Below are 15068 nucleotides of genomic sequence, written 5' to 3' on the forward strand. Positions count from 1 at the left end.
CGACACCCTTGAGGAGACCTCATGAGAATCTCTGTCTTCGGATGCGGCTACCTCGGAGCCGTCCACGCCGCCTGCATGGCCCACCTCGGGCACGACGTCGTCGGCATCGACGTCGACGAGTCCAAGGTGCGCGCTCTGTCGGCCGGCGTGGCGCCGTTCTTCGAACCGAACCTCGACACCATCGTCCGCTCGGGCCGGGAGTCCGGGCGGCTGACGTTCTCGGCCGACCCCGCGGCAGCCGCCGGTGCGCAGGTCCACTTCGTCGCGGTCGGCACGCCGCAGCGCCGGGGGGAGGACGCCGCGGACCTGACCTACGTCCACGCGGTGCTCGATGCGCTCCTCCCGCACCTGCGCCCGGGCGACCTCGTCGTCGGGAAGTCGACCGTGCCGGTCGGTACTGCCGCGCACCTCGCGCAGCGGATCATCGAGGCGGGAACGGGGGCCGTGCTCGCATGGAACCCGGAGTTCCTGCGAGAGGGGTATGCCGTCGAGGACACGCTCACGCCTGATCGACTCGTCTACGGTCTGCCGCCCGACGAGCAGGGCAAGGTCGACGGCACCCCCGCCCGCCAGCATGCGAGGGCGGTCCTCGACGACGTGTACCGGAGCGCCCTGGACGCCGGCACCCCGCTCGTCGCCACCGACTACGCCACGGCCGAGCTCGTCAAGGTCGCGGCCAACGCCTTCCTCGCGACGAAGATCTCCTTCATCAACGCGATGGCTGAGATAGCCGAGACGACGGGCGCCGACGTCACCTCGCTGGCGGACGCGATCGGCTACGACGCGCGCATCGGCCGGCGGTTCCTCAACGCGGGGATCGGCTTCGGCGGCGGATGCCTCCCGAAGGACATCCGTGCTTTCGCCGCCCGGGCCGAGGAGCTCGGCCGAGGGGACTCGGTGGGGTTCCTGCGCGAGGTGGACACGATCAACATGCGACGCCGCCAGCGGGTCGTCGACATGGTGGTCGACGAGCTCGGCGGCGACGTGCACGGCAAGAAGGTGGCGCTCCTCGGATTGGCGTTCAAGCCCGAGTCCGACGACATCCGGGACTCCCCGGCCCTCGACGTCGCCGTTCGCCTCAAGGGCCTCGGGGCCGACGTCGTGGCGACGGACCCGCACGCGATCCTCAACGCGATCCAGCAGCACCCGCAGCTGGGATTCGCGACCAACACGGTCGACGCGCTGTTCGCCGCCGACGTGCTCGTGCTCGTCACGGAGTGGGCGGAGTACCGCGAGCTCGACCCGTGGCGCGTGGCCGAGCTCGTGCACGGCAAGGTCGTCATCGACGCCCGCAACGCGCTCGACCCCGCCCGCTGGGCCGAGGCCGGATGGAGGTACCGAGGCATGGGACGCCCCGATGCCGAGCCGGCTGCGAGGCCTGTGGTCGAGCCACTCGAGGTCGCCGTGGTTGCCTGACCGGCTGAGCGGCCGCGCTGGTGGTCGGGCTACCGTCGCTCGACCATCGGCACGAGCCGTTCCGCGGGGTCCCGCACAGCCTCCGTGTCCACGCGAGGGAGCCGCTCGCCGGCGAAGAGCCGGCGGGCGGCCGCCGTGTCGCGCGGCCGGTCCACCGTGAGGATCGCCGAGGTGGTGCCGTCCACGGGCGAGACCCACAGCGCGGTCCAGCCGGTGCCGTCCTCTCGCAGCACGACCTCGGCGTCGGGGCTCGGGGCGCCGAAGAGAGCAAGGTCGTGACCGTGCTGGGTGGAGAACACGTACGGTGCCGGGTCCGGGGCGGTCGTCGGGTCGCCCGGGTGCTCCCCGGCGAGCTCGGCGACCAGGGACGCGGCGGCGGGCTCCGGACCCCGGAGGGCAGCGTCCCAGTGCCCCGGACGAACCCAGCCGTGCCGGCGCGACCGGCGCGTGGCGAGGTCGCCGACGACGCGGAGCCGCGGGAGCGCGACCTCGCCCGTCGCGAGCAGCGGCCGCATGAGCTCGTCCACGCGGACGGTGCCGTCGGGCAGGAGCGGCACCGGGCTGTCCGCGAGCCACGCCGTCGCCGGACGCACCCCGATCGCGGCGACGACGACGTCCGCGGGGATCTTCTCGCCGCCCTCGAGCAAGACGGCGCCCGCGACGACGTCCGCGACGGCGGAGTCCGTGCGGAGCGTTCCGGCCGGGTACCAGGCGGCTGTGCGCGCACCGACCTCCGCGCCGAGCGCCGCGTACAGGGGGGTCGGCGCAGCCTCGATGACCGTCACGTCGACGCCGGCGGCCGCGCAGACGCCCGCGAGCTCCGCGCCGATCCAACCGGCGCCCACGCAGGCCAGCCGGGTGCCCGGGGAGAGCGCCGCGCGCAGGCGGGCGGCGTCGTCGGCGGTGTGCAGCGTCCAAGCGTGCGGCCAGGGGTTGTGCGGCCGGGCGCCGGTCGCGAGCACGACGGCGTCGGCCCGGAGCGTCGCGCCGGAGCGGAGCCGTACCTCGTAGCCGTCGCCCTCGGCGGTCAGCGCGACGGCCGGGTCGCCCAGGCGCTCGTCGTCGATCGCCGGTGCGAGGCCGAGGTCCTCAGCCAGCCACACGGGCGTGGGCTGGTCGAACAGGTGCTTCGACAGCGGCGGACGGTCATAGGGCGCGAGACCCTCGTCGCCCACCAGGGTCAGGTGCCCGGCGAAGCCCGAGGTGCGCAGGCAGGCGGCGGTGCGGAGCCCGGCGAGGCCAGCTCCGACGACGACGACGGCAGGGGAGCGGCTCACGCCCTCACCGTAGTGGGCGTGGGCGCCAGGTCGCACAAGGAGAGGCCCCGCGCGGTCTGGGTCCGTCGATGCAGCACAATGGCCTCGGACGCTGCACCCGAGGAGGCCGACGCATGACCGAGACCCCGCTGCGGCCCGTCGCGCCCCGGCGCAACCAGTGGGTGTGGGGCAACGCCGCCGTGATCGCCCTCGCGGCGGTCGTCGCCGTGGTGGTCGGCCCCGCGGACGGGACGTGGGTGCTCGTCGCGCAGCTCGCCGTGTGCGGCGCTGTCCGCCTCACGGCCCGCAGCGGGCCCCCGGGCCTCGTGCTGCGCTCGCGGACCGTCGACGTCGCGACGATGTGGACCGTCGCCGCCGCCCTGGGACTGCTGGCGGCGACGGCCCCGACCATCTGAGCCGTCAGGCCCGGGCGCGGGCCTGCGTGCGCAGGAGCAGGTGCGCGGCGCCGACGACGGCGGCACCCACCAGCGGCGCGACCCAGAACACCCAGACCTGGGCGAGGGCGTCCGAGCCGCTGAACAGTGCGGCTGCCGTCGCGCGCGCCGGGTTCAGCGCACCGCTCGTCACAGGTGTGGTCGCGAGCAGCAGCGCGGTGTAGGCAGCGGCGACGGCGACGGCGCCCGTCACGTGTGCGCGGTGCAGGCCGCCAGGGACGTCGGCGTCGGCGTGGCTGCCGAACGACCGGGTGGCGGCGACGGCCACGGCCGCGAGGAGCAGCGTGCCCACCAGCTCGAGGAGCAGTACGGCCGGGAGGTCGAACTGCGCCTGCCCGTTGGTCATCGTGGCCAGCAGGGACGTCTCGCCGTACCCGTTCGCCACCCCGGCGAACACGTCAGCCGCGTTCCCGACGCCGAGGAGCTCGGGCAGCGCTGCCGGGACGGTCGCGAAGAGCACGCCCGCGGCGAGGACCGCCCCCACGAGCTGGGCGAGCCAGTACGGCAGGACGTCGCGCCACGACAGGTCACCGGCGATGGCGCGGGCCAGGGTGAGCGCGGGGTTGAACAGGCCGCCCGAGAGGTGCCCGAACGCGAGGAGCGCCGCGAGCGTCGTCGCGCCGAAGGTGAGGGCGAGCCCCAGCGAGCCCAGCGCCCAGGCGGTGGTGAGGTTCGAGTAGAGCGCCGCGCCGAGCCCGGCGAGCACGACGAGGAACGCGCCCGCGAGCTCGGCGCCGACGCGCACGACGAGCGGGGCGGCGAGCGCCGAGGACGGGGCGGCGTCGTCGAGCACGGCGTCGTCCTCCAGCAGGACGGTCTCCTCGAGCACGACGCCGTCCTGCGTCGCGATGTCGTCTGCTGCCGTGACGGGCGAGTCGTCGTGACCGTCGATGACGTCGGGCGGCGTCGGCGTCGTGGGCGTGCCGTCCTCGGACGGGGTGGACGCGGAGGTGGGAGTCATGAGCTTCCTGACGTGTGGAGGGCGCGCGGACGGCCGGTGGGCCGCCGCGGACAGTGTGCCGAGGGCACCTGTGCGCGCGCTGGACGGATGGTGAGAGCGTGTCCCGGAAGTATCTTGACGTCAAGAAGTCGGCTAGCCTGGAGAACAAAGCACCCAAGACTCAGGAGCGTTGCACGCATGGGCAAGATCAAGGTTGTCGGACCTGTCGTCGAGCTGGATGGCGACGAGATGACTCGCATCATCTGGCAGTTCATCAAGGACCGCCTCATCCACCCGTACCTCGACATCGACCTGCGCTACTACGACCTGTCGATCGAGAACCGCGACGCGACGGACGACCAGGTGACGATCGACGCCGCGAACGCGATCAAGGAGCACAACGTCGGCGTCAAGTGCGCCACGATCACGCCGGACGAGGCGCGCGTCGAGGAGTTCGGCCTGAAGAAGATGTGGGTCTCGCCCAACGGCACGATCCGCAACATCCTCGGTGGCGTCGTCTTCCGCGAGCCCATCATCATCTCGAACATCCCGCGTCTGGTGCCGGGCTGGAACAAGCCGATCATCATCGGGCGCCACGCCCACGGCGACCAGTACAAGTCGACCAACTTCAAGGTCCCCGGCCCCGGCAAGGTCACCATGACCTTCGAGCCCTCCGACGGCGGCGAGCCCATGCAGTTCGACGTCGTGACGATGCCTGAAGAGGGCGGCGTCGCGATGGGCATGTACAACTTCAACGAGTCCATCAAGGACTTCGCCCGCGCGTCCTTCGCTTACGGCCTGCAGCGGAACTACCCGGTGTACCTCTCCACCAAGAACACGATCCTCAAGGCCTACGACGGCCAGTTCAAGGACCTGTTCCAGGAGGTCTTCGACGCCGAGTTCGCCGACCAGTTCGCCGCCGCCGGCCTGACCTACGAGCACCGCCTGATCGACGACATGGTGGCCTCCGCCATGAAGTGGGAGGGCGGCTACGTCTGGGCCTGCAAGAACTACGACGGCGACGTGCAGTCGGACACGGTCGCGCAGGGCTTCGGCTCGCTCGGCCTCATGACCAGCGTGCTGATGACCCCGGACGGCAAGACCGTCGAGGCCGAGGCCGCGCACGGCACGGTCACGCGCCACTACCGCCAGCACCAGCAGGGCAAGCCGACGTCGACCAACCCGATCGCGTCGATCTTCGCCTGGACCCGGGGCCTCATGCACCGCGGCAAGCTGGACAACACCCCCGAGGTCGTCACGTTCGCCGAGACTCTCGAGGACGTCGTCATCACGACGGTCGAGTCCGGCAAGATGACCAAGGACCTCGCCCTGCTGATCAGCAAGGACACCCCGTTCCTGACGACGGAGGAGTTCCTCGCGGCGCTCGACGAGAACCTCGCGGCGCGCCTGGCCGCCTGAGCAGCACCCCGCACGACCCGTCGGCCTCCGCCGCACCGCGCCTGTGGCGCGGCGGAGGCCGACGGTGCACGATGAGCGCGTCGCCCTCGGTGTTCCGACAAAGGAGTTGTGACTGATGAGTGCCACCCCCGTGAACGTGACCGTGACCGGAGCCGCCGGGCAGATCGGCTACGCGCTGCTGTTCCGCATCGCGTCCGGGCAGATGCTCGGTGCGGACACCCCGGTCCGCCTGCGCCTGCTGGAGATCCCGCAGGGAGTCAAGGCGGCCGAGGGCACCGCGATGGAGCTCGACGACTGCGCGTTCCCGCTGCTGGCAGGCATCGACATCCACGACGAGCCCCGCGCGGCGTTCGACGGCGTGAACGTCGCGCTGCTCGTGGGCGCGCGCCCGCGCGGCCCGGGGATGGAGCGCGGCGACCTCCTCGCGGCCAACGGCGGCATCTTCAAGCCCCAGGGCGCGGCCATCAACGCCGGCGCGGCCTACGACGTCCGGGTGCTCGTCGTCGGGAACCCAGCGAACACGAACGCGCTCATCGCGCAGGCGCACGCCCCGGACGTGCCCGCGAGCCGGTTCACGGCGATGACGCGCCTCGACCACAACCGCGCGCTGACGCAGGTGGCCAAGAAGGCCGGTGTGCCGGTCGCCGACGTGCGACGCCTCACCATCTGGGGCAACCACTCAGCCACGCAGTACCCGGACCTGTTCCACGCCGACGTCGCAGGACGCCCGGGCGTCGAGCTCACCGAGGACCGTACGTGGCTCGAGGACGACTTCATCCCGACGGTCGCCAAGCGCGGGGCCGCGATCATCGATGCCAGGGGTGCCTCGTCGGCTGCGTCGGCGGCCAACGCGGCCATCGACCACGTGCACGACTGGGTGCACGGCACCCCCGAGGGCGACTGGACCAGCGCGGGCATCGTCTCGGACGGCTCGTACGGCGTGCCGGAGGGGCTGATCAGCTCGTTCCCCGTGACGTCGTCGGGCGGGGACTGGGAGATCGTCCAGGGGCTCGAGGTCGGCGAGCTTTCGCGCGTGAAGATCGACGCCTCGGTCGCCGAGCTCGTCCAGGAGCGGGACGCCGTCCGTGAGCTCGGCCTGCTCGGCGGCTGAGTCTGCAACTTATACCACCGAAACGCCCCTTCCGCCTTGTAACGGCGGAGGGGGCGCTTTGGCGTAGTTCCAGCGTTATTGGCACCTCTATTCATCCCATGTTGCAACGGGGCGGAGGGGTCTTGCTGCAACGTTTCATGCAGGTCTAGAGTCGGCCCCGTCACACACCAACGCACATCGCTGTGCGTGCCGACAAAGGGGTCGTACCGATGCTCAACCGTCGCCAGCCTGCCACCGAGCCGAGGCGCGGCGCAGGCCGCAAGGCCGCCGCAGCCCTGTCTCTGTTCTCGCTCACCGCGACCGGTCTCGTGGCCGTGCCGCTCGCCGCCCAGGCGGCGGACGAGCCAGCGAGCTATCGCCTCGTCGGCAGCCTGCAGAACGAGCTCGGCTGCGCTGCGGACTGGGAGCCGGCGTGCGAGGACGGTCTGCTGACCGCGGCCGAGGGCGGCATGTTCGCGTTGACGGCCCCCGTGCCAGCGGGCGACTACGAGTTCAAGGTGCTCGCTGGCGACAGCTGGGAGTCCCAGGCCTGGGGACGCGGCGGTGCGACCGGACCGGACGCCGCGAACATCCGGCTGACCACCGAGGGCGACGCGACGCTCCAGTTCGTGTTCGACCCCGAGACCGGTCGCACCACGGTGGTGCCGACCGACGACCCCGCCGACCCGACGGACGCCGACGCGCTCCCCCCGGTGCGCCAGGCGCAGTCCGACGAGCGGTTCTACTTCGTGCTGACGGACCGGTTCGCCAACGGCGACACGACCAACGACACGGGCGGGATCGACGGCGACCGCCTCGACCACGGGTTCGACCCGACGGACAAGGGCTTCTACCACGGTGGCGACCTCGCGGGGCTGCGCGAGAAGCTCGACTACATCGACGGGCTGGGCACCACAGCGATCTGGCTGACCCCGTCGTTCAAGAACATGCCCGTGCAGGGCACCGGTGACGACATCTCCGCCGGCTACCACGGCTACTGGATCACCGACTTCACGCAGATCGACCCCCACCTCGGCGAGAACGCCGAGCTCGAGGCGCTGATCGACGAGGCGCACGCCAAGGGCATCAAGGTCTACTTCGACATCATCACCAACCACACGGCGGACGTCATCCAGTACGCCGAGGGCGAGTACACCTACCGCGACACGAGCCAGGAGCCGTACACCCCGGTGATCCCGGAGGGCCTGGAGAACGTCAAGGTGCCGTCGTGGCTCAACGACCCGGCGCGTTACAACAATCGCGGCAACTCCACGTGGGAGGGCGAGTCCGCGGTCCTCGGCGACTTCGACGGCCTCGACGACCTCGACACGACCGACCCCGAGGTGGTCGACGGCTTCATCGACATCTACGAGGCCTGGGTCGACTTCGGGATCGACGGCTTCCGCATCGACACCGCCAAGCACGTCGACTTCTCCTTCTGGGAGCAGTGGACCGCCGCGATCGAGGAGCACGTGGCGAACGACGCCGTCGCCGCGAACGACGGCTTCTTCACCTTCGGTGAGGTCTACGACGCCGACCCGGTCAAGCTCTCGCCGTACCTGCGCGACACGGACATGGACGCCGTCCTCGACTTCACGTTCCAGGACCGCGTGGCCGGCTACGTCAAGGGCGGCACCGCGAAGGGGCTGGCGAACCTCTTCGCCGGCGACGACTACTACACGACCGCGGACAAGAGCGCGCACTCGCTGCCCACCTTCGTGGGCAACCACGACATGGGCCGTGTCGGCTTCTTCGTCAAGGACTCGACCAACCCGGAGGACCGCAGCGCGCTCGCACACTCCCTGATGTACCTCACGCGCGGCCAGCCGGTCGTCTACTACGGCGACGAGCAGGGCTTCGTCGGCGCCGGCGGGAACGACAAGTCCGCGCGCCAGTCGCTGTTCGCCTCCGAGGTCGCCGAGTACACCGAGCAGACGCTGCTCGACGGTACGGTCGCCGGGTCGCAGGACCGGTTCGACACCGACGCCTCGCTGTACCAGCACATCGCCGAGCTGGCCGCGCTGCGTGAGTCGCACGAGGCGCTCGCCACGGGCGCGCAGGTCGAGCAGTTCGTCGCCGACGGCGCGGGCGTGTACGCGTTCTCCCGTGTCGCCGGTGCGGACGGCGTCGAGTACCTCGTCGCGGCGAACAACGCGACCGAGGCCGCCTCGGCCACCTTCACGGCGCTGACGCCGTCTGCGACCTTCGCCGGGATCCATGGCACCGACAGCGCGGTCACCTCGACGAGCGACGGCACCGTGACCCTCGAGGTCCCGGCCCTGTCGACCGTCGTGCTCCGGGCGGAGACCGAGGTCGTCGCCGACGCGGCGATCGCACCGACCTTCACGACGCCAGCGATGGCCGCGGGAGTCAAGGGCCTGCAGCAGGTCGTCGTCGACCTCGAGACGGACCGGTATGCCGAGACAACCCTGTCCTACCGCGTGGCCGGAGCCACGGCCTGGACGACCCTCGGCGTCGACGACACGACGACGCCCCGCGTCTTCCACGACGTGGCCGACCTCAAGCCGGGCACGCTCCTGCAGTACCGGGCGGTCGTGCGCGACGCGGACGGCAATCTGACGCAGGCCACGACCTTCGCGAGCGTCGGTGACGACCACGGCGGCGGCACGCCCGTCGAGGCCGACCCGAGCACCAAGCTCACGATCCCCGGCGACCACGGCGTCGCCCTCGGGTGCAGCAACTGGGAGCCCGGGTGCGAGGCCAGCGCGCTGACGCAGCGCGCCAACGGCTCCTATGCGGGGACCTTCGACATCGCGGCAGGCACGTACCACCACAAGTACGCGTTCGGCAACGACTGGGCGGACAACTATGGGGCCGGGGGCGTGCACAACTCCGTCGAGGGCAACATCACCTACACCCACGCCGGTGGCCCGATCACGTTCTTCTTCGACCCGGACACGAAGCTCGGCGCCAACACCGCCGCGGGCCCGGTCTACACCGTGGCCGGGGACTTCCAGGACCAGCTCGGCTGCGTCTCGAACGACAACGCCGGCAACTGGTCCGACTCCTGCCTCGGCTCGCTCATGCAGCGCCAGGACGACGGGACGCTCACCCTCACGCTCGCCGACCTGACCCCGGGGTCGTACGAGGCCAAGGCGATCGAGAACCTCAGCTGGGACACGGCCTTCGGCGGCGAGGGCGGCGCGAACGTGTCGTTCACCGTCACGGCGGAGAACCCCGCGGTGACCTTCGCCTTCGACCCCACCACCCAGATCCTCACGGCGACCACGGGCGCGACGACGCCCGAGGAGCCCGAGGAGCCCGGTGAGCCGACAGGCCCGACGCCGATCCGCACGGACATCACGGTCAGCGTCCCCGGCAGCCTGAACAGCGAGATGGGCTGCGCGGCCGACTGGTCGCCCGACTGCACGCAGGCCCAGCTGACCGAGCAGGTGGGGTCGGTGCACTACGGCACGTTCGACCTCCCGGCCGGCTCGTACGAGTACAAGGCCGCGATCAACGGTTCGTGGGACGAGAACTACGGCGTCGACCGCACCGCGGGGAGCGGCAACGTCCCGCTCGTCCTCGCCGAGGACGCCGAGGTCACCTTCGTCTACGACGACGCCACGCACTTCGTGCAGGCGTTCTACCCGGGCGCCGAGACCGGGCGCCTCGCCGTCGTCGCGGGCAGCCTGCAGTCCCAGATGGGATGCTCGGCTGACTGGGACCCGGCGTGCCTGGGCTCCTGGCTGCAGAACCACGAGCGCGACGGCGGCGTGTACCAGCTCGTCACCGACCAGCTCACCGCGGGCTCGTACGAGGCCAAGGCGGCGTTCGGGCTCAGCTGGGACGAGGCCTACCCCGGCAGCAACGTCGGGTTCACCGTTCCGAAGGACTACGCGACGATGATCTTCCGGTTCGACTCTGCCACGGGCGAGTTCACCGCCCAGGCGGACGACTCCGTCCCCGGTGAAGGACAGCGGGCCTACTGGCTCGACGCGCGCACCCTCGCGGTGCCGTCCTCTGCCGGCACCGAAAGCGGATCGTGGACGCTGCACACGGCGCCCGAGGGCGGCCTCGGTGTCGCCTCCGGTGCGGTCACCACGCCGGACGGCACCGCCAGCTTCCCGCTGACCCAGCGCTCGACCGGGCTGCCCGACGACCTGCGGGCCACGTACCCGCACCTCGCCGCGTACGACGCGTTCGAGCTGGGCGCGGACGTGACCCGCGAGCAGGCCGAGGCGGCGCTCCAGGGGCAGCTGCTCGTGACGCAGGCAGGCACCGACGGCGTCACGTACGCCACCGGTGTGCAGATCGCCGGGGTCCTCGACGACGTGTTCGCCGCTGCCCTCGACCGCGACCTCGGCGTGACTTGGGACGGCGACAGCCCGACCCTCGCGCTGTGGGCCCCCACGGCCCGGAGCGTGACCACCCAGGTATGGCTGCAGGGCGCCGGCACCGCGACGGGCCCGGTCACCGAGCTCGAGGCCACCCGGAACGACGACGGCACCTGGGTCACCCCGGGCACGCCGTACTGGAAGAACATGGCCTACAAGTACGTCGTCGAGGTGTACGTGCCGTCGACCGGCAAGGTGGAGCGCAACGCGGTCACCGACCCGTACTCGGTGGCCCTCACGCTCAACTCGACGCACTCGGTGCTCGTCGACCTCGCCGACGCCGCCTACCAGCCGGACGTGTGGCGGACCACGCCAGCGCCCGCCATCGAGCGCGACGTCGACCGCAGCATCTACGAGCTGCACATCCGCGACTTCTCGATCACCGACGCGTCGGTGCCCGCCGACCAGCGTGGGACGTACCTCGCGTTCGCCGGCGAGGGAGACGGCGTCAAGCACCTGCGCGAGCTCGCTGCGGCGGGCCTGAACACCGTGCACCTGCTGCCGAGCTTCGACATCGCCACGATCGAGGAGGACCGCAGCAAGCAGCAGACCACCGGTGACCTGAGCGAGTTCGGGCCCGCGGGCACCGAGCAGCAGGCCGCCGTGGCCGCGATCGCGAACGAGGACGGCTTCAACTGGGGCTACGACCCGCTGCACTACACGGCTCCTGAGGGCTCCTACGCCTCCACCGGTCACCAGGACGGCGGTGCGCGGGTAGCCGAGTACCGCACGATGGTGGGCGCCCTGCACAAGAACGGCCTGCAGGTCGTGCAGGACGTCGTCTACAACCACACGGCGGCGGCCGGGCAGGCGGAGAAGTCCGTGCTCGACAAGGTCGTGCCCGGCTACTACCAGCGCCTGAGCGCGACCGGTGGCGTCGAGACCTCGACCTGCTGCTCCAACGTCGCGACCGAGAACGCGCTCGCGGAGAAGCTCATGGTCGACTCGGTGGTCACGTGGGCCACCCAGTACAAGATCGACGGCTTCCGGTTCGACCTCATGGGGCACCACTCCAAGGCGAACATGCTCGCGGTCCGTGCCGCGCTCGACGAGCTCACGGTCGCCGAGCACGGCGTCGACGGCTCGGCGATCTACCTCTACGGCGAGGGCTGGAACTTCGGCGAGGTGGCCGACAACGCGCGGTTCGAGCAGGCCACGCAGGGTCAGCTCGGCGGGACGGGCATCGGGACGTTCTCCGACCGCCTGCGCGACGCGGTGCACGGCGGCAGCCCGGTCGACGGGTCGTCCACGTTCACCCAGGGCTACGGCACCGGGCTCGGCACCGACCCGAACGGGCGTGAGGCGAGCACCGGCAATGCCGACAGCGTCAACGACGGCTCGCCCGACGAGCTCGCCGACCTGGCCCACCAGAGCGACCTGGTGCGCCTCGGGCTGGCAGGCAACCTGCGCGACTTCACCTTCGTGACGTCCGCGGGAGCCGAGCAGCGCGGGGACGAGATCGACTACCGCGGCGCGCCCGCGGGGTATGCCGACTCTCCGGAGGAGGTCATCACCTACGTCGACGCGCACGACAACGAGACGCTCTTCGACCTGCTCACGCTCAAGCTGCCCGTGGCGACGTCCATGGCCGACCGGGTGCGCATGAACACCCTGTCGCTCGCCACGACGGCGCTGTCGCAGACGCCGAGCTTCTGGCACGCGGGCACCGACCTGCTGCGCAGCAAGTCGCTCGACCGCGACAGCTACAACTCCGGCGACCACTTCAACGCGATCGACTGGACCGGTCAGGACAACAACTTCGGGGCCGGCCTCCCGATCGCGGAGAAGAACGAGGAGAAGTGGCCGCTGATGAAGCCGCTGCTGGAGAACCCCGCGCTCAAGCCGACGCCGGCGGACATCGCCACGGCCGAGGCTGCGGCGAAGGACCTGCTCAAGCTCCGCTACTCGACGCCGCTCCTGCGGCTCGGCAGCGCGGACCTGATCCAGCAGAAGGTCACGTTCCCCGGCTCGGGCGCCGAGGCGACCCCCGGCCTGATCCTCATGCACGTCGACGACCTCGTCGGCGCGGACGTGGACCCGGACCTCACGGGCGCGCTCGTCGTGTTCAACGCCTCCCCGGACACGATCACCGAGACGTCGGCGGAGCTCGCAGGACGCTCCTACGTCCTGTCGGACGTGCAGCGCACCGGGTCCGACCCGGTGGTCAAGCAGACGACGTGGGACGCCGCGAGCGGTGCGGTGACCATCCCGGCCCGCACGGTGGCGCTCCTGGTCGAGCACACCGTCGACCCGGGTGACCCGGGTGACCCCGGTGACCCGGGCGACCCCGACCCGGAGCCGGTCGACCCGGCGCCGTCGACCACGACGGTGACGCCCCGGTCGGTGACCGCCCGGGCGGGCGAGCCCGTCAGCTTCACCGTGCGCGTCGCCGCGGACGGCGCGGCGGCGACAGGCACCGTGCAGATCCGGCGGGGCACGAAGGTGTTCGGCTCGGGCACGCTGCGGGACGGGAAGGTGACCGTCACGCTGCGCGACGCGACGACGAGGGCCGGCTGGTCCAAGTACCGCGCGTACTACCTGGGATCGAAGACCGTGGCGCCGTCGTCGTCCGCGCTGCTGAAGGTGCGCACGCTCAAGGCGAAGGCCACGGTGAAGGTGACGCCGCTGCGTTCCACGATGGTGGTCGGGTCACGTGCCAAGCTGGACGTGCGGGTGCAGAGCACCGGAGACGCCGACGGCAAGATCCGCGTGCGGGAGCGCGGCCGGACGATCGCGATCGCGAAGGTCCGCGACGGCAAGGCCCGCGTCGTCCTGCCGCGGTCCTTCACGGCCAGGCCCGGCACGCACCGCCTCGAGGTGACGTACTACGGATCCTCGACCGTGGCCAAGGCGAAGGGCAAGGCAAAGGTGTCCGTCCGCAAGGCGACGCCGTCGCTCGCGGTCCGCGCCGTGCGCCCCAGCGTGTGGCCGTGGAGCCCGACGCTGCTCAAGGTGCACCTCGACGGTGACGGCGTGCGGCCGACCGGTCGGATCGCCGTCTCGGTCGACGGCAAGCGCCTGTTCTCGACGACGGTGCGGACCCGCAGCGACCGCGTCACCTACTACTTCCCGGTCGCCTTCGGCGCGCGCGGGGAGCGGGACGTGAAGGTCGTGTACTCAGGCAGCCGCACGCTGACCAAGGCGTCGGCGACCACCACGGTGCGGGTGCGGTAGCGCGGACGACCCGGCGGGACCTACGCGACGCAGGGCCGGTGCTCACCACGAGCACCGGCCCTGCGTGCGCTCGCTCCGGGGCGGCTCAGCGGAAGATGACCGTCCGGTGCCCGTTGAGGAGCACGCGGTGCTCGGCGTGCCAGCGCACAGCCCGGGCGAGCACGCGGCGCTCGACGTCCTGACCGAGCGCGACCATGGCGTCGGTGCTCCGGGAGTGGTCGACGCGCTCGACGTCCTGCTCGATGATCGGGCCCTCGTCGAGGTCGCCGGTCACGTAGTGCGACGTCGCGCCGATCAGCTTCACGCCGCGCGAGTGCGCCTGGTGGTAAGGCTTGGCGCCCTTGAAGCTGGGCAGGAACGAGTGGTGGATGTTGATGATGCGGCCCTCGAGCTTGCGGCACAGGTCGTCCGAGAGGATCTGCATGTACCGGGCCAGGACGACGAGCTCGACGTCGAGCTCCTCCACGAGCGCCAGCAGGCGCGCCTCCGCGTCGGCCTTGGTGTCCTTCGTGACCGGGATGTGGTGGAAGGTCTTGCCGTAGAACTCCGCGAGCGGCTCGAGGTCGCGGTGGTTGCCCGCGACGCCGACGACGTCGATCGGCAGGTCCTCCGACCGCTGCCGGAAGAGCAGGTCGTGCAGACAGTGCGCGGCCGTCGAGACCAGGACGAGCGTGCGCACGGGGCGCCCGACGACGTCGAGGTGCCAGGTCATGGAGAACTGGGCGGCCAACGCGGTGAGCGCCTCGGTGAGCTCCTCGCGCGCGACGGCGGCCTCGACCTGGACGCGCATGAAGAACAGGTGCGTCTCCGGGTCCCCGAACTGCTGCGACTCGGTGATGTTGCCCCCGTGCTCGGCGAGCAGGCCGGCGACGGCGTGCACGATGCCCGCGCGGTCGGGGCACGACAGCGTGAGCACCCAGTGCACAGGCTCGGCGGGCGCGGCAGGGGAGGAGGTCAGGT

8 protein-coding genes are annotated in these 15068 nt (G+C 71.3%); 5 read left to right on the plus strand and 3 right to left on the minus strand.

Features of this window, described 5'->3' with window-relative positions; genetic code table 11:
* Positions 1-21 precede the first annotated feature (21 nt).
* Entirely contained in the window at positions 22-1416 is a 1395-nt protein-coding gene (locus tag BMZ30_RS02560; RefSeq protein ID WP_093374769.1) for a UDP-glucose dehydrogenase family protein, read from the plus strand.
* A 29-nt stretch (positions 1417-1445) separates the two neighbouring features.
* On the opposite strand, the gene BMZ30_RS02565 is transcribed toward BMZ30_RS02560, so the two are convergent.
* Positions 1446-2693 (minus strand): NAD(P)/FAD-dependent oxidoreductase, encoded by a 1248-nt coding sequence (locus BMZ30_RS02565; RefSeq protein WP_093375671.1) that lies wholly within the window; start codon positions 2691-2693, stop codon positions 1446-1448.
* Between the two features lie 113 nt (positions 2694-2806).
* Here BMZ30_RS02565 and BMZ30_RS02570 point away from each other — a divergent pair, with 113 nt between their 5' ends.
* A complete protein-coding gene (locus tag BMZ30_RS02570; RefSeq protein WP_093374771.1) occupies positions 2807-3088 on the plus strand; it encodes a DUF3017 domain-containing protein in 282 nt (93 codons plus the stop codon).
* A gap of 4 nt (positions 3089-3092) precedes the next feature.
* On the opposite strand, the gene BMZ30_RS02575 is transcribed toward BMZ30_RS02570, so the two are convergent.
* Complete coding sequence (locus tag BMZ30_RS02575; protein WP_093374773.1) at positions 3093-4088, minus strand: aquaporin; 996 nt, start codon at positions 4086-4088, stop codon at positions 3093-3095.
* Positions 4089-4265: 177 nt separating this feature from the next.
* Between BMZ30_RS02575 and BMZ30_RS02580 the strand changes: the two genes are divergently transcribed.
* From BMZ30_RS02580 to pulA, 3 genes are all read left to right on the plus strand, one after another.
* Positions 4266-5486 (plus strand): NADP-dependent isocitrate dehydrogenase, encoded by a 1221-nt coding sequence (locus BMZ30_RS02580; protein WP_093374775.1) that lies wholly within the window; start codon positions 4266-4268, stop codon positions 5484-5486.
* A gap of 115 nt (positions 5487-5601) precedes the next feature.
* Complete coding sequence (locus BMZ30_RS02585) at positions 5602-6597, plus strand: malate dehydrogenase (RefSeq protein WP_093374777.1); 996 nt, start codon at positions 5602-5604, stop codon at positions 6595-6597.
* Between the two features lie 209 nt (positions 6598-6806).
* The gene (gene pulA / locus BMZ30_RS02590) at positions 6807-14108 is read left to right on the plus strand and encodes a pullulanase-type alpha-1,6-glucosidase (protein WP_093374779.1); all 7302 of its coding nucleotides are present in this window, start codon (positions 6807-6809) and stop codon (positions 14106-14108) included.
* An 85-nt stretch (positions 14109-14193) separates the two neighbouring features.
* Here the strand turns inward: pulA and purU are convergent, their stop codons facing one another.
* Positions 14194-15066 carry a formyltetrahydrofolate deformylase gene (gene purU, locus BMZ30_RS02595; protein WP_093375673.1) on the minus strand — a complete coding sequence of 291 codons (873 nt, stop codon included), beginning with the start codon at positions 15064-15066 and terminating at the stop codon, positions 14194-14196.
* Positions 15067-15068: the final 2 nt, after the last annotated feature.

The organism is Flavimobilis marinus (assembly GCF_900113055.1).
GTDB lineage: Bacteria > Actinomycetota > Actinomycetes > Actinomycetales > Cellulomonadaceae > Flavimobilis > Flavimobilis marinus.